Source organism: Paraburkholderia caledonica, assembly GCF_000383275.1.
GTDB lineage: Bacteria > Pseudomonadota > Gammaproteobacteria > Burkholderiales > Burkholderiaceae > Paraburkholderia > Paraburkholderia caledonica.
Map to the genome: position 1 here is coordinate 170,255 of NZ_KB911035.1, position 18,294 is coordinate 188,548.

The 18,294-nt window shown below is 63.3% G+C and carries 17 protein-coding genes; 12 read left to right on the forward strand and 5 right to left on the reverse strand.

Annotation, left to right across the window (positions count from 1 at the left end; genetic code table 11):
- Positions 1 to 23 precede the first annotated feature (23 nt).
- The 6 genes from H281_RS0106910 (at position 24) to H281_RS0106935 (ending at position 4,951) form a co-directional block, all read left to right on the forward strand.
- On the forward strand, positions 24 to 1,019 hold the full coding sequence (locus H281_RS0106910) for an alpha/beta fold hydrolase (protein WP_020066355.1): 996 nt from the start codon (positions 24 to 26) through the stop codon (positions 1,017 to 1,019).
- Entirely contained in the window at positions 1,016 to 1,936 is a 921-nt protein-coding gene (pqqB, locus tag H281_RS0106915) for a pyrroloquinoline quinone biosynthesis protein PqqB (protein WP_020066356.1), read from the forward strand. Before H281_RS0106910 ends, pqqB begins: the two co-directional genes overlap by 4 nt.
- A gap of 43 nt (positions 1,937 to 1,979) precedes the next feature.
- Positions 1,980 to 2,732, forward strand: a complete 753-nt coding sequence (gene pqqC, locus H281_RS0106920; RefSeq protein ID WP_020066357.1) for a pyrroloquinoline-quinone synthase PqqC — start codon at positions 1,980 to 1,982, stop codon at positions 2,730 to 2,732.
- A complete protein-coding gene (pqqD, locus tag H281_RS0106925; protein ID WP_020066358.1) occupies positions 2,729 to 2,998 on the forward strand; it encodes a pyrroloquinoline quinone biosynthesis peptide chaperone PqqD in 270 nt (89 codons plus the stop codon). The genes pqqC and pqqD overlap by 4 nt, the downstream gene beginning before the upstream one ends.
- Positions 2,999 to 3,002: 4 nt before the next feature.
- Complete coding sequence (gene pqqE, locus H281_RS34400; protein WP_020066359.1) at positions 3,003 to 4,205, forward strand: pyrroloquinoline quinone biosynthesis protein PqqE; 1,203 nt, start codon at positions 3,003 to 3,005, stop codon at positions 4,203 to 4,205.
- 83 nt (positions 4,206 to 4,288) lie between these two features.
- The gene (locus H281_RS0106935) at positions 4,289 to 4,951 is read left to right on the forward strand and encodes a response regulator (protein WP_020066360.1); all 663 of its coding nucleotides are present in this window, start codon (positions 4,289 to 4,291) and stop codon (positions 4,949 to 4,951) included.
- On the opposite strand, the gene H281_RS0106940 is transcribed toward H281_RS0106935, so the two are convergent.
- Positions 4,921 to 5,943 carry a histidine kinase gene (locus H281_RS0106940; RefSeq protein WP_020066361.1) on the reverse strand — a complete coding sequence of 341 codons (1,023 nt, stop codon included), beginning with the start codon at positions 5,941 to 5,943 and terminating at the stop codon, positions 4,921 to 4,923. The two genes, H281_RS0106935 and H281_RS0106940, sit on opposite strands and share 31 nt — an antisense overlap.
- Positions 5,944 to 6,147: 204 nt before the next feature.
- Here H281_RS0106940 and H281_RS0106945 point away from each other — a divergent pair, with 204 nt between their 5' ends.
- Positions 6,148 to 8,511, forward strand: a complete 2,364-nt coding sequence (locus H281_RS0106945; protein ID WP_020066362.1) for a TonB-dependent receptor — start codon at positions 6,148 to 6,150, stop codon at positions 8,509 to 8,511.
- A gap of 74 nt (positions 8,512 to 8,585) precedes the next feature.
- Here the strand turns inward: H281_RS0106945 and H281_RS0106950 are convergent, their stop codons facing one another.
- Positions 8,586 to 9,707, reverse strand: coding sequence for a YVTN family beta-propeller repeat protein (locus H281_RS0106950; protein ID WP_027804357.1), 1,122 nt, complete (start codon positions 9,705 to 9,707; stop codon positions 8,586 to 8,588).
- Between the two features lie 261 nt (positions 9,708 to 9,968).
- On the opposite strand from H281_RS0106950, the gene H281_RS0106960 reads away from it, so the two are divergent.
- The 5 genes from H281_RS0106960 to H281_RS0106980 all read left to right on the forward strand — a co-directional run bounded on the left by H281_RS0106960 (position 9,969) and on the right by H281_RS0106980 (position 13,664).
- Positions 9,969 to 10,685, forward strand: a complete 717-nt coding sequence (locus H281_RS0106960) for a MotA/TolQ/ExbB proton channel family protein (protein ID WP_020066365.1) — start codon at positions 9,969 to 9,971, stop codon at positions 10,683 to 10,685.
- Positions 10,686 to 10,864: 179 nt separating this feature from the next.
- Complete coding sequence (locus tag H281_RS0106965; protein ID WP_027804358.1) at positions 10,865 to 11,635, forward strand: HAD family hydrolase; 771 nt, start codon at positions 10,865 to 10,867, stop codon at positions 11,633 to 11,635.
- The gene (gene gph / locus H281_RS0106970) at positions 11,632 to 12,324 is read left to right on the forward strand and encodes a phosphoglycolate phosphatase (protein WP_020066367.1); all 693 of its coding nucleotides are present in this window, start codon (positions 11,632 to 11,634) and stop codon (positions 12,322 to 12,324) included. Before H281_RS0106965 ends, gph begins: the two co-directional genes overlap by 4 nt.
- Positions 12,325 to 12,547: 223 nt before the next feature.
- Positions 12,548 to 12,826 carry a DUF1488 family protein gene (locus H281_RS0106975; RefSeq protein WP_027804359.1) on the forward strand — a complete coding sequence of 93 codons (279 nt, stop codon included), beginning with the start codon at positions 12,548 to 12,550 and terminating at the stop codon, positions 12,824 to 12,826.
- Between the two features lie 46 nt (positions 12,827 to 12,872).
- Positions 12,873 to 13,664 (forward strand): phosphate/phosphite/phosphonate ABC transporter substrate-binding protein, encoded by a 792-nt coding sequence (locus tag H281_RS0106980; protein WP_020066369.1) that lies wholly within the window; start codon positions 12,873 to 12,875, stop codon positions 13,662 to 13,664.
- A gap of 40 nt (positions 13,665 to 13,704) precedes the next feature.
- Here the strand turns inward: H281_RS0106980 and H281_RS0106985 are convergent, their stop codons facing one another.
- The 3 genes from H281_RS0106985 to H281_RS0106995 form a co-directional block, all read right to left on the reverse strand.
- Positions 13,705 to 15,738 carry an acetyl/propionyl/methylcrotonyl-CoA carboxylase subunit alpha gene (locus tag H281_RS0106985; RefSeq protein WP_020066370.1) on the reverse strand — a complete coding sequence of 678 codons (2,034 nt, stop codon included), beginning with the start codon at positions 15,736 to 15,738 and terminating at the stop codon, positions 13,705 to 13,707.
- Positions 15,739 to 15,810: 72 nt separating this feature from the next.
- Positions 15,811 to 16,596 (reverse strand): enoyl-CoA hydratase/isomerase family protein, encoded by a 786-nt coding sequence (locus H281_RS0106990; RefSeq protein ID WP_027804360.1) that lies wholly within the window; start codon positions 16,594 to 16,596, stop codon positions 15,811 to 15,813.
- Between the two features lie 28 nt (positions 16,597 to 16,624).
- On the reverse strand, positions 16,625 to 18,232 hold the full coding sequence (locus H281_RS0106995) for a carboxyl transferase domain-containing protein (RefSeq protein WP_020066372.1): 1,608 nt from the start codon (positions 18,230 to 18,232) through the stop codon (positions 16,625 to 16,627).
- Positions 18,233 to 18,294: the final 62 nt, after the last annotated feature.

An 18,294-nucleotide genomic window follows, 5' to 3' on the forward strand; every position in this document is an offset into this window, starting at 1 on the left:
CAGCCACGCAAATGCACACACGTATGCGTCCGCAAACGGCGCCGACTGTGCACGCGCTGCGCACGCGCGACGCTCACTGCGTGTCGTTCACGGTGACCGGAGCCGCGGACGGCGTGCCCGTCGTCGTATTGCACGGTGGTCCCGGCAGCGGCAGCCAGCCCGACGCAACGCGGCTCTTCGACTTGACGCGCTTCAAAGTCGTGCTGATCGATCAGCGCGGCACCGGTCGCTCGACGCCTCGTGGCGGCGTGCGCCACAACCGCACGGACCGGCTGATTGAAGATATTGAGGCGGTGCGTGTACGGCTCGGCATAGAACGGTGGGGCGTGCTCGGCGGCTCGTGGGGCGCGGCACTCGCGCTCGCGTATGCGGGGCGGCATCCGCAATCGGTGACGGGCGTGGTGCTACGCGGCCTCTTTCTCACATCGGCGCGCGAGGTTCGCGGTCTCTTTGTCACGTCGCGCAGACGCGCGCCGCATGCATGGGCGAAGCTGTGTGCCGCCGCACGTTGCACGCAGCCTGCCGGATTGCTCGCGCGCTGCGCCGCGCGCTTGCGACACGGCCGCGCGAGTGACGCGAGTGACGCGCAACGGCGAGCGCTCGCGCTCGCGTGGCGTGGCTATGAAAACGCAGTGCTTGCCAGTGCAAGCACGCGGCGCAAGCTCGTGCCAGCCAGAAGCTCACACAAGGAGAGCCGCAAGCTGGTCGACAAATATCGCATTCAGGCTCATTACCTGACGCATCGCTGCTGGCTTGGAGCGACACGACTGCTGTCGCTTGCGCGCGTCGCCGGCGCAGCGGGTGTGCCGCTTGCCGCCGTGCACGGCTCACGCGATCCGGTGTGTCCGCCGGACAATCTGCGCCGGCTCGCGCGGGCCGTGCCCGCCGCACACGTCGAGTGCGTGCGCGCAGGCCACCTGGCAAGCGATCCCGCGTTGCGCGAACGCGTGGCTGATGCGCTCGCGGCCATGTTTCTTCCATCTACTCACGAGGGGCGCACGCTGCGCTGCGCGGCATGAAAATCAAGGTACTGGGCTCGTCCGCGGGCGGCGGCTTTCCGCAGTGGAACTGCAACTGCCGCAATTGTGACGGCGTACGGCGCGGCACGCTGAAAGCGACGCGCCGCACTCAATCGTCGATTGCGATCAGCGCGAACGGCGAGGACTGGCTGCTCGTCAATGCGTCGCCCGATCTGCTCGCGCAAATTGCCGCAAACCCCGAACTGCAGCCGGCTCGACGCGCGCGTGACAGCGGCATTGCGGCGGTGCTCGTCATCGACGCGCAGATCGATCACGTCACCGGCCTGTTGATGCTGCGCGAACGCGACACGCCGCTGCCGCTCTATGCGACCGATGCCGTCTGGCAAGACCTGACGAGCGGCTTTCCGATCGCGCCGATGCTCTCGCACTACTGCGGCGTCGAACACTGCCGCATCGCTTTGGACGGCGCGCCGCTCGCCGTCGACGCACTACCCGGCGTGCAGATCCACGCGTTGCCGCTCACCAGCAAGGCGCCGCCCTACTCGCCGCATCGCAACGCACCGGAGCGCGGCGACAACATCGGGCTCGTCATCACCAACCGGCAGACAGGCAAGCGCGTGTTCTACGCACCGGGCCTCGGCGCGATCGAAGCACACGTGCTCGATGCGATGCGCGAGGCGGATCTGCTGCTCGTCGACGGCACGCTGTGGACCGCCGATGAAATGATCCGCCTCGGCCTCTCGAAGAAAACCGCGGCGGATATGGGTCATCTGCAGCAATCCGGTCCTGGTGGCATGATCGAAGTACTGGACTCGCTTGGTGAGCAGCAGGTCCGCAAGGTACTGATCCACATCAACAACACGAACCCGATTCTCGTCGAGGACGGCGCCGAGCGCCGTATCCTCATGGAGCACGGCATTGAAGTTGCGTACGACGGCATGACGTTCGAACTATGAAGCGTGCGCAGCAAGCACTGACTGCGCACGAACCGGAGATCGCATGAACGCGAAAGACACCTTGAGTGCAGCACCGCACAACACCGCCGGGAGCGGCGAAAAGCCCGGCGACGAAGCCTGGACGCGCGAGGAATTCGAAGCGCAGTTACGCGCGAAGGGCACGGCGTATCACATTCACCATCCGTTCAATGTGAAGATGAATAGCGGCGGCTGCTCGCGCGAACAGATTCGCGGCTGGGTCGCGAACCGTTTCTATTACCAGATCAATATTCCGCTGAAAGACGCAGCGGTGCTCTCCAATTGCCCGGATCGCGAGACGCGCCGCCGCTGGGTGCTGCGCATTCTCGATCACGACGGCTATGGCGACGAGGAAGGCGGCATAGAAACATGGGCGCGTCTTGGCGACGCGGTCGGCCTGTCGCGCGACGAACTGTGGTCGCTCAAGCATGTGACGCCGGGCGTGCGCTTTGCCGTCGACGCGTACGTGAATTTCGCACGCCGCGCACCATGGCAGGAATCGGTGTGTTCGTCTCTGACGGAAATGTTCGCGCCACAAGTGCATCGCGACCGGCTCGCAAGCTGGCCCGAACACTATCCGTGGATCGAAGCGTCCGGCCTCGCGTATTTCCGCTCACGCATCACGCTCGCGCAGCGCGACGTGGAGCACGGTCTCCAGGTCACGCTCGATCATTTCACGCGGCGCGAACAGCAGGAACGTGCGCTCGAGATTTTGCAATTCAAGCTCGACATACTGTGGACCATGCTGGACTCGATCGAAAAGGCGTTCCCACAATGAACGACATGTCCAACGCGGAACGTCCCGCCCTCAACAAGCTGTTTCGCCTGCAATGGGAACCGGCGCAAGACGCTCACGTGCTGCTCTATCCGGAAGGGATGGTGAAGCTCAACCAGAGCGCGGCGGAAATTCTCAAACGGTGCGACGGCACGCGCGACATGAATGCGCTGATTGCCGATCTCGAGCAGGCGTTCAACGCCACCGGACTCGGTCCCGAAGTGCGCGCATTCGTCGCTGAAGCGCATTCACGTGGATGGCTGGAGTAGCGCGATGACCGATCTTTCGCAACCCGTTGCCGACGCACGGTCTCAAGCCGTGCCGGAGGGCGTCGCGCCGCCGCTGTGGCTGCTCGCGGAGTTGACCTACCGCTGCCCGCTGCATTGCGCGTTCTGCTACAACCCGGTCGACTACACCGATCACAGTCGCGAACTCAGCACCGAGCAATGGATCGGCGTGCTGCGCGACGCGCGCGCGCTCGGCGCCGCGCAACTCGGATTTTCGGGCGGCGAACCGCTGGTGCGCGACGATCTCGAAGTGCTGGTCGAAGAAGCACGGCAGCTCGGGTTCTACACGAATCTGATCACGTCCGGCATCGGTTTGACCGACAAGCGCCTCGGCGATCTGAAGGCGGCCGGTCTCGATCACATTCAACTGTCGTTTCAGGATTCGACGCAGGAACTCAACGACTTTCTGAGCAGCACGCGCACGTTCGATCTGAAACAGCGGGTTGCTGCGTCGATCAAGCGGCATGGCTTTCCAATGGTGCTGAACTGCGTGCTGCATCGCTACAACCTGCCGCACGTCGACAAGATCATCGACATGGCGCTTGCGATGGGCGCCGAATATCTGGAACTCGCGAACACGCAGTACTACGGCTGGGCGCATCACAATCAGGCTCAACTGATGCCGACACGCGAGCAGCTCGATGAAGCAGAAGCCGTGGTGGAACGTTATCGACGCACGCACGGCGACCGGTGCAAGATTTTCTTCGTCGTGCCTGACTACTTCGAACGACGCCCGAAGCGTTGCATGAACGGCTGGGGCGCGGTCTTCCTTGGCGTAGCACCCGACGGCGCAGCGCTGCCGTGCCACGCCGCGCGCGGTCTGCCCGGACTCGTGCTGCCGAACGTCAAAGAGACGCCGCTGCGCGAGATCTGGTATCACAGCGACGCTTTCAACCGCTTTCGCGGTCTGCAGTGGATGAAAGAACCGTGCCGCAGTTGCGAGGAGAAGGAGCGCGATCTCGGCGGCTGTCGCTGCCAGGCGTATCTGCTCACCGGCGACGCAGCCAATGCCGACCCGGTTTGCGACAAGTCGCCGTCGCATGAAAAAGTGGTGAACGTGACGCGCCTGGCGGCATCGGCCAGCGCGCCGCGTGAGCAACCCATCCTGTTCCGGAACGACGCGAACTCGCGCAAGCTTCTGGCTGCGCAAGCGGCGGATAAGCCGCATGACGGCGGCCATTACGAGTAAGTGGCAAGGGACAGTGCTGCAGGGTACCGGAGTAACGCGCTGAAGCGCGAACTCTGATCGACCGCGTTGCATGGAGGCTGAACATGGCAGGGGCGGACATTTCAGTGTTGCTCGTCGACGATCACGCCGTGGTGCGCGAAGGCTACCGGCGTCTGCTCGAAGTGAATGCCGACGTGCATGTGTGCGGCGAGGCGGCCGACGCCACCCTCGCCTATCAGCGCTTCTGTGCGTTGCGGCCCGATGTCGTGGTGATGGACGTGTCGCTGCCGGGAGCAAGCGGCATCGAGGCGATGCGGCGCATGCTCGCGCGCGAGCCCGATGCCCGGGTGCTGATTTTCAGCGTGCATGAAGAAGCGATTTTCGTGCGCCGCGCGCTCGACGCCGGCGCGCTCGGCTATGTGACCAAGGCCAGCGCACCCGATGTGCTCGTGGAAGCGGTTCGCACGATCGCGAGACGCGCGAGCTATCTGAGCCCTGACGTCTCGCAGGCGCTCGCACTGCGCAACGCCTTCAGCGAAGGCCCGCCTGGGCGGCAGTTATCCGCGCGTGAATTCGAAGTGCTGCGTCTGCTCGTGCAGGGTTACACGCTGCCGAGCATCGCCGAAAAACTCGGTCTTAGCCAGAAGACGGTGGCCAATCATCAGTCGGTGATCCGGCAGAAGTTCGGTGCCGACAACGGTGTTCAACTCGCGCAAATGGCAAGCCGCCTCGGACTTCAGTTCACCGGTTCGGCGAGCCCCGCCTGAGCGGGCACGCGCGCGCAAAACAGGAAGCCGCCTTCGGGCTTGCTCGCCACATGAAATTCGCCGCCGAGCGCCTCAACGCGCTCGCGCATGCCGATCAGGCCCAGGCCGTCGCGCGGTGCATCCAGATCGACACCGGGGCCGTCGTCGGCCATGGTCACGACGATTTCGTCGATCGACTCGTTCGCCTTCGCAGTGTTTTCTGACATGTGTGCTTCGCGCGGCGCGCGCACCATGAACACCTCCACGCGCGAGTTGCGCGCGAACTTCGACACGTTCGTCAGCCCTTCCTGCACGAGCCGGTAAAGCGTGATCGTCAACGCGTCGCTAAGGCCCGAGTAATCGCCTTCTATTGTCAGCGAGAACGACGCATCCGGCAGCCGCTCCCGCCAGCCGTCGATGCAATGTTCAAGTGCACTCGGCAAGCCGAATTCATCCAGACCGATAGGCCGCAGCCGCCGGATCATGCCGCCGATTTGCCGGTACACATGGCTCGCGCTCTGCATCAGACCAAGCGATATTCGATGAACCTCCGGTTCGCGTGCCGCTGAAAGATCGCGAATGCGCGCCGCGTCGAGTGAAATCGCGTTCAGGTATTGGCCGAGTTCATCGTGCAGTTCCCGCGCGAGATGGCGGCGCTCGATCTCCTGTGCCTGCAACGCCTGATTGCCGAGACGCCGGTTATCGGCCAGCAGACGTTCGGCCTGTTCTTCCAGCGCGCGGCTATAGGCAAGCTCGCGGCGCGTCTCGCGATAGCGCCGCCACGCGAACCAGGCGAGGCCCAAAGAGAGCACGCACAGCGTGCCCGGCAATTCGTCGAGCTGGAAGCGCTCCAGACCTCGCGTCCAGCGATACGCGTGCTCGCTGACATCGAACACCGAACTCAACACCGCAGCGAGCGTGGTCAGCGCGAGCACACATGCGAGATCGCGCGGAACCGTCGAATGCGATGGCTCGCGGCGCGCTGACGAAGGTTTGGAGGAATCGCTCGACATCACGTTTGCATTCTACTCAGGCCGGTCGGACACGAACTCTGGTTGCAACGAGTTAGGGAACGCTTCCTCGCGATTTCGGGAAAAGCTCCCGAGCTTCCGCGCGATGGCGCATGCGAAGCTTTGCACACCTTGAAAGAAAGCGCTACGCATGCCGCAACGCGGCTGCGCCATCAAAAAAGCGTCGCCCCGGCAGGAGACAGAATAATGAATATCGCATCACGCGTGCGTCGTCCCAATACCGTGCTCAAACTGCAGCGACGCGCCAGCCTGACGCTGGGATTCGGCAGCGCGCTCGCGAGCATTTCGGTCGGCGCGTGGGCTGACGGGCAACCGGCGGCCGAGGTGTCGGCATCGGCAGCGACATCGGCGGAAGTTGTCGAGACCGGTGCGGACGGCGAGGTAACCACGCTCGCGCCGGTCGTGGTGGTCGGCACCACGCCGCTTCTCGGCATCGGCACACCGCTCGCTCAGGTGCCGGCCAATGTGCAAACGGTCCACGCGCAAGACATCGCGCAACAGCACCGCAGCACGCTCACCGATTACTTCGCGAAGAATCTGCCGAGCGTCGATATCGCCGATGCGCAGGGCAATCCGTATCAGATGAACGTCAACTATCGCGGCTTCACCGCGTCGCCGTTGCTCGGCACACCGCAAGGCATTTCGGTGTTCGTCGACGGCGTGCGCGTGAACGAGCCGTTCGGCGACGTGGTCAACTGGGACGTGCTGCCACAGCAAGCCATCGACACGATTCAACTGATTCCGGGTTCCAATCCGACCTATGGCCTGAACACGCTCGGCGGCGCGCTTGCTATCACCACGAAGAACGGCAAGACGAGCCCCGGCGGGGAGGCCGAAGTGTCGCTCGGCTCGTGGGGCCGCAAGAGCGCGCAGATCGAGCAAGGCGGCACGATCGGACAGAACCTCGACTACTACGTGACCGGCAACGTGGCCAACGACAACGGCTGGGCCGAACAGAATGCAAGCCGCGTGCGCCAGATCTTCGGCAAGCTGCGTTATACCGATGCGGACACCACGCTGTCGCTGTCGGCAGGTGGCGCGGACAACGATCTGCACGGTACGCAGACTATTCCGCGTTCGTTTCTTGGCAACCCGAAGCAGCCGTACACCTATCCCGACCAGAACCTCAACACGGCGGGCTACCTGACGCTGTCCGGCGAACACTACTTCAGCGACAACGTGGAACTGAGCGGCAATGCGTACTACCGGCATTTCCGCAACAGCAACCTGAGCAGCAACACCAATCCGAACTTCGGCTCCATCGGGGACGACGGCGACCTCGACACCACGCAGGCGACCAACGAAAAATCGGTGGTCTCGACCGAGAGCTACGGCGCGAGCCTGCAGCTCACGTTGCTCGGCAAACTCGGCGGCATGGAGAATCAGTTCGTGGCTGGCGTGTCGGCGGACATTGCAAATTCGCGCTACACGGAATCGTCGCAAGACGCGGTGTTCACCGACTCACGCGCGACGCTCGGCATCGGCGATTTCACGCAGCAAACCGCGGCGAAAACGCATAACGGCAACTACGGCATCTACATGCAAGACACGTTGTCGCTGACGAAGCAATGGTCGCTGACGCTTGCGGGCCGCTACAACTGGGCGGATGCCACCATCGGCGACTCGAGCGGCCTTCAGCCGCAGCTGAACGGACACCATACGTTTTCCCGTTTCAATCCGGCAGTCGGCATCAACTGGAATCCGACTTCGACGTTCACGGCCTATGCCACCTACAACGAAGGCATGCGCTCGCCCACGGCGATCGAACTCGCCTGCGCAGACCCCGCCGCGCCCTGCTCGCTGCCGAACGATTTCGTATCCGACCCGGCGCTGCAACCGGTGATTTCGAAGACCTTCGAGTTCGGCGCGCGCGGACGGGTCGGTCAGGCGACGACATGGAGCGCGGCCGTGTATAGAACGACGCTCGATAACGACATAGAGTTCATCAGCAGCAACGGCGCCGCGAGCAATCGTGGCTTCTTTCAGAACGTCGGCCGCACGCGCCGGCAAGGCTTCGAGCTTTCCGGGCGCAGCCAGCTAGGTCCACTCGCCGTGACGGCGAGCTACAGCTATATCGACGCAACCTACCGGTCGGCCTGGACCGAGAGCAGCCCGAGCAATTCGAGCGCGGACGCGAACGGCAACATTGCCGTGAAGCCGGGCGACCATCTGCCCGGAATTCCGGCGAACACGGTCAAGCTGCAGCTCGACTATGCAGCCACCGCGAAGTGGAAGGTTGGCGCGAACCTCACGTGGCGCGGCGGCATCTATGCACAGGGCGACGAAAACAACCAGGACGTGAACGGCAAGATCGCCGGCTATCTGCTGATCGATCTGGATACGTCGTACCAGGTGACCAAACAGTTGCAGGTCTTCGCGAACATCACGAACCTGCTCGACAAGCGGTATGCGAGCTTCGGCACGCTAGGCGAGAACTTCTTCAACGGCCCCAATCATACGTTCGACGGCGCGAACCCGAGCAACGAGCAGTTCGTCGGGCCAGGCGCGCCGCGCGGGTTCTGGGTCGGCCTGCGCTATGCGTGGAAGTGACACGATGCGACACGATGCATACGCGAGGCGATGACACATGATGGACCTGTCATCGCCCCGCGAATGAGCGGCAGTCAGCGCGATTCGATCGAGCCGTCGCTATGCGGATAGGTAACGATTCCCCATGCGAGCGGCAACTGGCCGATCTGCGTAATCGGCTGATAGCTGCGCGCATCGAGCACATAGACGGCGTCTGAGCGCCCGCAGGCCACCAGCAGTTTCGTGCCGTCCGGCGTAAAGCTGAAGTGCCAGCAGCGTTGTCCCACCGGAACGTCGGCGAGATGCTCGTAGCTGTGGCCGTCGAACACCTGGACCGTCTTGTCGCGCGCCGCGGCGACGAAGAGCCTCTTGCCCTCCGGACCGTAGGCCACGCCGTATGGACCCAGCTTGGTATCCACGGTCCGGACGACCTTGAACGTGTGCGCGTCGATGACGACCAGCTTGCTCAACGACTCGAGCGTGACCACGTATTCCTTGCCGTCCGGCGACAGGCGGATGCCGCGCGGACGCCCGCCCGCCGCGAGCTTCACGGTTCTGAGCGGTGCTCCGGTGCGCGCGTGATAGACGGAAACCGTGTCGTCGCCTTCGTTCGTGACGAGCATGCTCTTGCCGTCACGCGAAAACTCGATGCCCTCGGTTTCGTGACCGCTCGTCACCGAACGCACCACGCGCCAGGTCTTCATATCGACGATCGCGATCTCGGCGGGCGGCTTGTTCGCATCGTCATCGTCGTCGGCATGCGGTTTGTTGCCTGACTCGTTAGCCGGCTTGCCGGGCTGCGCGTTCGCGGCGGGCGGCCCGCCGTCTTCGCCCGGCTCGTATGTGACGTACGCATAGCCGTTGTGCACACGCACAAACTCCGGATTCTTGCCGATTTTCACGCGCTGCACGACTTCCCCGGAAGCCGTATCGATGACGGCGAGGTCGCCGGTGTTCTTGTTGGCCACCAGGAGGCGCGATCCGTCCGCATTCAGGCTCAGCCCGCGCGGACCGGCTTCGCCGACAGGAAACGTCTTCGTTAGCGACATCTTGTCGAGGTCGATCACACCGACACCGGCCTTCTCGCTCGTCACATAAGCCGTTGGCGCCGCGGCTAGCGCCGGGGCGGCCGCGAATGCGGCAAAGACAGCCGCGACAGCCGCAGCTAAAACAATGGGACGTCCCCCTGTTGTTATACGAACGCGTGTCTCCAGCATATTTTTTACTCCGTTGTGAAAGCGCTGTGCCGCGCAAGCCCGGCATTCAAGCAAAGTAGTTCATTAAAGGAACGTTTGGCAACGCAGAGGGGCAGGAAATTTTCCCGAATTGACTTAGCAACTGCAGTAGCCGTTCTAAAACGCCGCTCCGCAGCGGAGAATGAATGCGCAGACATCGACGATACGACGCACGTCGCCTGCCTCTAGTCCGCTAGTTGCCTGCGTTTCGCTTTTCATGCGAAGCGACTTGAAGGAAACGATATGCAGCACTATGGTGTCGCGAATGTCTGGCAGAGCGGCGATCTCGTCACACGCGCGGTCCTCGGCACGCTTTTCATCATGTCCATCGTGTCGTGGACTGTCATCGTCGTCAAACTGTGGCACGTCATGCGCATCAAGCGTGTGACCGGCCGCACCGACGCATTGTTCTGGCAAGCGGACAGCTTCGAACACGGGCTCGAAGACCTGGGCGGCCTTAATAGTCACAGTGACGACGCATCGGCGGCAGTGCTGCGCGACAATCCTCTTCTGGCGCTTGCTGTGGCAGCCGCGGAAGCCGCGGCTCATCACCGGCAAAACAGGCCGCATCTGCAAGACCGCATCGGCGTGTCGGACTGGATTGCGCGCCGTCTGCAGGGCACCATCGACGACATCATCGCCCATATGCAAAGCGGTCTCGCCGTGCTGGCGTCGATCGGCAGCACCGCGCCGTTCGTCGGCCTCTTCGGCACCGTGTGGGGCATTTACCATGCGCTGATCGTGATCGGCGAAACGGGACAGGCCTCGATCGATCATGTTGCCGGACCGGTCGGCGAGTCGCTCATCATGACTGCGTTCGGGCTCTTTGTCGCAATACCCGCGGTGCTCGGGTACAACGGCCTCACGCGCGCGAACAAGTCGATCGTCACCCGGCTCAAGCGCTTTGCGCATGGACTGCACGCGTACTTCGTCACCGGCCTGCAACTGCCGCGCGCGTGACCCGATAGCGCACGAGCATGCCGCTCACGCGGCGCGCTCGCAGCGTTGAAAGCCGTTAAAGGATCGGTTATCGCGGTCCAAAGAAACTCTGAGTTCAAATTGCCGTGCCGCTCCGCTATCGTGACTGCACACCGGCGACATGCATGACGCCGCTCTGCAAACATGAAGAGGACTGGCTCATGCAAGCCTTGATCTTCGATGTGGACGGCACGCTTGCCGATACCGAAAGCGCGCACCTGCACGCGTTCAATGCGGCATTCGCGGAAGCCGGTCTCGACTGGCACTGGGACGAAGCCCTCTACTCGCGTCTTCTCGCGGTAGCGGGCGGCAAGGAGCGTCTGCTGCATTACTGGCGCATCGCCGACCCGCAAGAAGCCGAGGGCTCGGGCGTGAGCCGCGTCATCGACACGGTGCACGCGATCAAGACCCGTCATTACGCGGCCCGCGTGCGCAACGGCGGGTTGCCGTTGCGGCCCGGCATTGTGCGGCTGATCGACGAAGCCGCCGAGGCCTCCATTCCCGTGGCAATCGCGACGACCACCACGCCGGCGAATCTCGATGCGCTTCTACAAGGTCCGTTCGGCCCCGATTGGCGGAGCCGTTTCGCTGCGATCTGCGACGCGAGCACCACGCAGAAAAAGAAACCTGCGCCCGATGTCTTCCTCGACGTGCTTCGGCGACTCGGCCTGCCAGGCGCGGCCTGCATGGCGTTCGAAGACTCCGCCAACGGTCTGCGGGCCGCGCGCGCGGCGCTGATACCGACTGTCGTAACACCGACTGCATACACATCGCAGGATTCCTTCGACGGCGCGTTAGCCGTGCTGCCTCATCTCGGCGATCCTCATACGGCGATCCCATCCGGAACGGCAGGCGAGCGGCCCGCATGGGTGGACCTCGACACGTTGCGCCGCTGGCACCGCGATGCGTTGAACGAGGCCGCTGCCGTATGAGCGCGCAACCTGTTTTATCGCCGCAAGCGCGAACACGTGCCGTGCTGATCGACCTCGACGGCACGATGGTTCACACCGCGCCGGATATCGTCGAAGCGGCGAGCCGCATGCTCGCCGACTTCGGTCGGGCGCCGTTGCCATTCGACACGGTCAGCGGCTTTATCGGCAAAGGTGTTCCGAACCTCGTTCGACGCACGCTCGAGGCGGCGGCGCTGGACCGGCAAGTAGATATGAGCGACGGACTGGCGACTTTTCATCGGCACTATGAGCAGACCAATGGCAAGCATGGCCATGTGTTTGCGCACGTCGCCGCGGGTCTCGACGAGCTTCGACAGCTCGGCTACCGGCTTGCATGCGTCACCAACAAACCGGAGGCGCTTGCAGCGCCGTTGCTGCTGATGACAGGCCTCGCGGATCATCTCGACCTGCTGGTCGCAGGCGATTCGATCGAGCGCATGAAGCCCGATCCCGAACCGCTGTTGCACGCTTGCCGATTGCTGGGCGTAGATGTGGAGTGCAGCGTGCTGGTCGGCGATTCTCCGGTTGACGTTAGCGCGGCGCGAGCCGCCGGTATGCCGGTGTTCATCGTGAGCTACGGGTATGGCGGCCCGGATGGCCCAGAGGCGTTGCAATGCGATGCGCTGATCGATTCGTTTGCGAAACTGCCTGCTCTGCTTCTTCCGCGCTAAAACCTGCGACGGACACCGGCAAGCGCCCACGCTTGCGAATCGGTGCCCGTTGTAGTCTCACTTCGCGTGCCTGACTGGTATCCATCGTCTTTTTTCTGGGCGTTAGTGGCGCACGTGTCCGCACCGCTGGCCGATTTCACCGCGAATGCTGGCTCTCCCACATACCGGCGGCTTACAGGTTGTCATGCTGACAACTCAGGCGCGCGCGCGAAAGGAGGTCGCCATGTCGGTTTATGTAGATGAAGGGTTCCGGCCCTGTGTGACGGAGTGCGCGACGGTCGCGTTCAGAGTGTGCCGCGACGACCGGGCGCAGATTTTCGAAGTGAGCGCGGATGCGTTGATCGCCTTTTGCGGCGCGGCAAGCGCGCGAAAAAAAGACTTACTGCTCGCATTCGAAGGCGCGCAGAACGAGATTCTCACGGTGGCCGCCCAAAGGTGGACCTTCACGCCGAGCGAGCCCGTTCGGCTGGGTGTCGACGAATTCCGTATGATCTTGCATTAGTATGACCACGCATTAGTCAGCAAAATAGGTAAGCAAGACTCGCGTCATGACCTGGATCGCCGCCCTGCCGATGTACAACATCACGCCCTCGCTCGAGACCGAGTGGCGCGGGTGGCTTTCCGACGTCTTGCGCATGGTCAAGCCCGCGTGCCGCATCGTCGAACCCGACGAAGAATTGCACGGCTTCTGGCGCCGGCCCAATCTGTTGATGTCGCAAACCTGCGGTTATCCGTTGATGCACGGCTTGCACGAACAGGTGCAGTTGATCGCCACGCCGCGCTTCGACGCGCCTGGTTGCGAAGGCGCGCATTACTCGAGCGTGCTGGTCACGCGCTCGGACGCGCCGTTCGATACGCTCGCGTCGCTGCGGGGCGCACGCGCCGCCTACAACCAGGACGATTCGAACAGCGGCATGAATGCGCTACGCCACGCGGTCGCGCCGCACTCGCACGAGGGTGCGTTCTTCCGCGCTGCGGTCCGCACCGGTTCGCATGTCGGCTCGCTGCGTGCCGTCGCGGAGAACAGGGCGGATGTCGCCGCGATAGATTGTGTGACGTTCGCTTTTGTCTGCGATGAAATGCCGGAACTCGCACGGCGAGTCAGGCGCATAGGCATGACAGCGGCCTCGCCGGGTCTGCCTTTAATCGCATCGGACACGGTGCCCGCCGCAACGGTGGAAGCGTTGCGAGAGGCGCTTAACGAAGCGCTCGCACTGCGGCCCGATCGCGCAAGACGCCTGCGTTTGCAGGGCTTTTCCACGTTGCCGCTCGACGACTATAAACGCATTGCGCAACTGGAAAACGAGGCGCGCGCGGCCGGGTACACGCGCCTCGGCTGAGGTTTCGTTGCGGCTTTTACGCAGCCGGAAATGATCGCGCCTATTGCACGTCTAGCACCAGAAGCTGTGCACCATCGGCCACCTGATCGCCGACCGCATACAGCACTTCAGACACCGTGCCTGCTGCCGGTGCGCCGATCGTGTGCTCCATTTTCATCGCTTCCATCACGATTAGCGGCGTGCCTTTCTCCACCACCGCGCCCGGCTCGACCAGGACCGCGATGACCTTGCCGGGCATCGGCGCGGTCAAGCGTCCTTCGCCATGTTCGGCGTCCGCGGCATGTGCGAGCAGGTTCTGCCACTCGAAGGCCAGCGCGTGACCAAGACAGAACACATGGAACGTATCGCCGTCGATGAACACACGGCCCGTGGCGCGCGCATCGCCTATCGTCGCGCGGTATTCATGCAAGCCCGCGCCGCTAGACCATGAGAAAGCTTCGCGCACGCCGTCGTGTTCGAGCGTTTGCGTCGCGCCGTCGCGTGCAAAAGCGACGGTGAACGGGCTGCCGGTTTCCCCGCTGCTTTCGATAGCGAGCCAGCCCAGCGTTTGTGTGAAGCCGCTGTTCAGGCGCCAGTGCGATAGCGCATCCCACGGCGACGCGCCGTGCGCGGTGCCGCCCTCGCGCGTGAGCAGCGCGGCGCACGCAAGCGCGAGCGCTTCCTTGAACGGCTTCTTTACAGGCGCGAACAACGCTTCGTGATGCCGCTCGATCAGGCCCGTATCGAGGTCCCCCGTTGCGAACGGCTCGCTCTCGACGATGCGTTGCAGGAACTCGACGTTGGTGTGCGGACCGACCACCTCACACGCGTGCAGCGCACGGCTCATTCGCGCGAGCGCTTCCTCTCGCGTCGCGCCGTGTACGATCAGCTTCGCGATCATCGGATCGTAGAACGGCGTGATCGTATCGCCCTCGCGCACGCCGCTGTCGATGCGCACCGGCGCCTTGCGGCTTTCACCCGCGCCCGCATGGATCGCGAATTCCACGCCTTCAGGCATGCGCAAATGCTTGAGCGTGCCGGTCGAAGGCAGGAACCCGCGCGCCGGATGTTCGGCGTAGATGCGCGCCTCGATTGCGTGGCCGTCAATCTTCAACTGGTCCTGCGTGAGCGGCAGCGGTTGGCCGGCGGCGACGCGCAGTTGCCATTCCACCAGGTCCTGACCGGTGATCATTTCCGTCACCGGGTGCTCGACCTGCAAGCGGGTGTTCATCTCCATGAAATAGAAGTCACCTGTAGCCGTCATGATGAATTCAACGGTACCGGCGCCCACGTAGTTCACGGCGCGCGCGGCGGCCACTGCGGCCTCGCCCATTTCGCGCTTGATTTGCGCGGACAATCCCGGCGCGGGCGCTTCTTCCAGCACCTTCTGATGACGCCGTTGCACCGAGCAGTCGCGGTCGAACAGATAAACCGCGCCGCCGTGACGATCTGCGAAGACCTGCACTTCGACGTGACGCGGCCGCGTCAGATACTTTTCGATCAGCACTCGATCGTTGCCGAAACTGCTTGCCGCCTCGCGCTTGCACGAAGCGAGCGCCGCGAGGAAGTCTTCGCTGCGCTCGACAACACGCATGCCCTTGCCGCCACCGCCCGCACTGGCCTTGAGCAGCACCGGATAGCCGATCGCATCTGCTTCGCGATGCAATAGTTCGGGGTTCTGATCATCGCCGTGATAACCGGGAACGAGCGGCACCGCCGCCGCGTGCATCAACGCCTTCGCCGCGGCTTTCGAGCCCATCGCGGCGATCGCTTCGACCGGCGGTCCAATGAATACGATGCCGGCGGCTTCGCATGCATGCGCGAAGTCTTCGTTCTCCGACAGGAAGCCATAGCCGGGGTGCACGGCCTGTGCGCCGGTTGCGCGCGCCGCCTCGATAATGCGCGCTACGCGCAAATAACTTTCCGCCGCGGTCGCGCCGCCGATATGCACGGCTTCGTCGCAGGCGCTGACGTGCTTTGCATCGGCGTCCGCGTCTGAATAAACGGCCACACTCGCAATGCCGAGCCGCTTGCAGGTCGCCGCGACGCGGCACGCGATTTCGCCCCGGTTTGCAATCAGGATCTTGTTGAACATGAGTTGTCTCGATCTCGGGATATTCTTCTGGTGAAGGCCTGCGGGCGCCTCGGAATGTCAGTGAGCCGCGCTTCAATCACGCCAGGCAGGCGTGCGCTTTTCAAGGAATGACGCGACGCCTTCGCGGCCTTCCGCGCCGGCTCGCGTGCGCGCGATGCGCGCGGCCGTGTCTTCGATCAGTGCATCGTTCAACTTGCGGCCTGCCATGTCCTGCACGAGCCGCTTGCAATTGCGCACCGCTTGCGGACCGTTCGCGCACAGGGTTTGCGCGATCTGCTGCACGGTGGCATCCAGTTGCCCGGCGCTGACCGCTTCGCCGACGAACCCGAGGCGCAGCGCCGTCGCGCAGTCGAACTGCTCAGCGGTAATGAAATAGCGGCGCGACGCCTGCTCGCCCAACGCGCGAACCACGTAGGGCGCGATAGTCGCCGGAATGAGCCCTAGCCGCGCTTCCGACAGGCAGAAGCGAGCGCTTTCCACCGCCACAACGATGTCGCACGCCGAGATGAGTCCCATGCCGCCCGCATAGGCGTCGCCATTTACACGGGCGATTACCGGCTTGCTGCAACGATAGATGGACGACAGCATGTTCGCGAGCAGCATCGCGTCGGCGCGGTTCTCCTCGTCGGAGTAGGCGGCCATCTTCTTCATCCAGTTCAGATCGGCGCCCGCGCAAAAAGCCTTGCCGTTTGCGGCGAGCACGACCGCGCGCACGTCGTCGCGCGTGTCCAATGCCGTGAAGGCCGATGTCAGTTCGGCGATCATCGTTTCGTTGAACGCGTTGCGCACGTCCGGACGATTCAGCGTAACGGTTGCAACGTGCCCGGCGAATTCGACATTCAGTGTTTCATAGTGCATCGTGTCGGCTCCCATGCGTCGTGCTGCGTCACATCCGGAACACGCCGAAGCGCGTATCTTCGATCGGCGCATTCATCGCAGCCGACAGACCGAGACCGAGCACGTCGCGTGTTTGCGCCGGGTCGATGACGCCGTCATCCCAAAGACGCGCGCTCGCATAGTACGGATGGCCCTGATGCTCGTATTGCTCGCGAATCGGCTGTTTGAAGGCCTCTTCTTCGTCGGCGCTCCATGAGCCGCCTCTGCCTTCGATACCGTCGCGCCTGACCGTGGCCAGGACCGACGCCGCCTGCTCGCCGCCCATTACCGAAATACGCGCGTTCGGCCACATCCAGAGAAAACGCGGCGAGAACGCGCGACCGCACATGCCGTAATTGCCCGCACCGAAAGAGCCGCCAATGATCACCGTGAACTTCGGCACTTTCGCCGTGGCCACTGCCGTTACCATCTTTGCGCCGTTACGTGCGATGCCTTCGTTCTCGTACTTGCGGCCCACCATGAAGCCTGTGATGTTCTGCAGAAATACGAGCGGGATCTTGCGCTGGCAGCACAGTTCGATAAAGTGCGTGCCCTTCAGCGCGGACTCTGAAAACAGAATGCCGTTGTTTGCAATGATGCCGACCGGATGGCCCCAGATATGCGCGAAGCCGCACACAAGCGTCGTGCCGTAACGTGCCTTGAATTCGTCGAATGCAGAGTCGTCGACAATGCGCGCGATCACCTCGCGAATATCGAACGGCTTTCTCGTATCCACGGGAATCACGCCGTACATGCTCTTCACGTCGTAGCGCGGCGGCTTCGGCTCCTGCAACATGAGCGCCACGTGCTTCGTGCGGTTCAGATTGCCGACGATGCTGCGTGCAATCGCCAATGCATGTGCGTCGTTTTGCGCGAGATGATCGACCACGCCGGACAGACGTGTATGCACGTCGCCGCCGCCGAGGTCTTCCGCGCTGACCACTTCGCCGGTTGCGGCTTTCACGAGCGGCGGACCGCCGAGAAAGATGGTCCCCTGGTTCTTCACGATGATCGATTCATCGCTCATGGCCGGGACATAGGCGCCGCCTGCGGTGCATGAGCCCATTACCACCGCAATCTGCGGAATACCCGCTGCAGACAGATTTGCCTGGTTGTAGAAGATGCGGCCAAAGTGGTCGCGGTCGGGAAACACGTCGTCCTGATTCGGCAGGTTCGCGCCGCCCGAGTCGACGAGATACACGCACGGCAAGTGGTTTTCCGCCGCGATTTCCTGCGCACGCACGTGCTTCTTGACCGTGACCGGATAGTACGTGCCGCCTTTGACCGTCGCATCGTTGCAAACGATCACGCACTCGTGGCCCGCAATCCGTCCGATACCGGTGATCACGCCGGCGCCCGGCGCGTCGTCGTTATACATGCCGTAAGCTGCGAGTTGCGAGAACTCGAGAAACGGGGTGCCCGGATCGAGCAGCTTTTCGATGCGCTCGCGCGGCAGCAATTTGCCGCGCCCTGTGTGCTTTTCGCGTGCTGCCTGCCCGCCGCCCAGCGCGAGCTGTTCGACCTTCGCACGAAGATCGGCGACCAGCGCCTCGAGCGCCGCCGCGTTCGCGCGGAAGTCGTCGGAGCGCGGGTTCAGCTTGGATTCGATGATCGGCATTGCGTGGCTTCTCCTGTGTCGATCGGAGAATCGGAGTCGGCGCTTTAGCGCTTACTGCGATC

Excerpts from the sequence above, each read along its gene's own strand:
- pqqB (WP_020066356.1), top strand. The coding sequence starts at position 1,016 with ATGAAAATCAAGGTACTGGGCTCGTCCGCGGGCGGCGGCTTTCCGCAG.
- H281_RS0106945 (WP_020066362.1), top strand. The coding sequence starts at position 6,148 with ATGAATATCGCATCACGCGTGCGTCGTCCCAATACCGTGCTCAAACTG.
- H281_RS0106940 (WP_020066361.1), bottom strand. The coding sequence starts at position 5,943 with ATGTCGAGCGATTCCTCCAAACCTTCGTCAGCGCGCCGCGAGCCATCG.
- H281_RS0106960 (WP_020066365.1), top strand. The coding sequence starts at position 9,969 with ATGCAGCACTATGGTGTCGCGAATGTCTGGCAGAGCGGCGATCTCGTC.
- H281_RS0106910 (WP_020066355.1), top strand. The coding sequence starts at position 24 with ATGCGTCCGCAAACGGCGCCGACTGTGCACGCGCTGCGCACGCGCGAC.
- H281_RS0106995 (WP_020066372.1), bottom strand. The coding sequence starts at position 18,232 with ATGCCGATCATCGAATCCAAGCTGAACCCGCGCTCCGACGACTTCCGC.
- pqqE (WP_020066359.1), top strand. The coding sequence starts at position 3,003 with ATGACCGATCTTTCGCAACCCGTTGCCGACGCACGGTCTCAAGCCGTG.
- H281_RS0106935 (WP_020066360.1), top strand. The coding sequence starts at position 4,289 with ATGGCAGGGGCGGACATTTCAGTGTTGCTCGTCGACGATCACGCCGTG.
- H281_RS0106965 (WP_027804358.1), top strand. The coding sequence starts at position 10,865 with ATGCAAGCCTTGATCTTCGATGTGGACGGCACGCTTGCCGATACCGAA.
- pqqD (WP_020066358.1), top strand. The coding sequence starts at position 2,729 with ATGAACGACATGTCCAACGCGGAACGTCCCGCCCTCAACAAGCTGTTT.
- H281_RS0106990 (WP_027804360.1), bottom strand. The coding sequence starts at position 16,596 with ATGCACTATGAAACACTGAATGTCGAATTCGCCGGGCACGTTGCAACC.
- H281_RS0106975 (WP_027804359.1), top strand. The coding sequence starts at position 12,548 with ATGTCGGTTTATGTAGATGAAGGGTTCCGGCCCTGTGTGACGGAGTGC.
- gph (WP_020066367.1), top strand. The coding sequence starts at position 11,632 with ATGAGCGCGCAACCTGTTTTATCGCCGCAAGCGCGAACACGTGCCGTG.
- pqqC (WP_020066357.1), top strand. The coding sequence starts at position 1,980 with ATGAACGCGAAAGACACCTTGAGTGCAGCACCGCACAACACCGCCGGG.
- H281_RS0106950 (WP_027804357.1), bottom strand. The coding sequence starts at position 9,707 with ATGCTGGAGACACGCGTTCGTATAACAACAGGGGGACGTCCCATTGTT.
- H281_RS0106980 (WP_020066369.1), top strand. The coding sequence starts at position 12,873 with ATGACCTGGATCGCCGCCCTGCCGATGTACAACATCACGCCCTCGCTC.
- H281_RS0106985 (WP_020066370.1), bottom strand. The coding sequence starts at position 15,738 with ATGTTCAACAAGATCCTGATTGCAAACCGGGGCGAAATCGCGTGCCGC.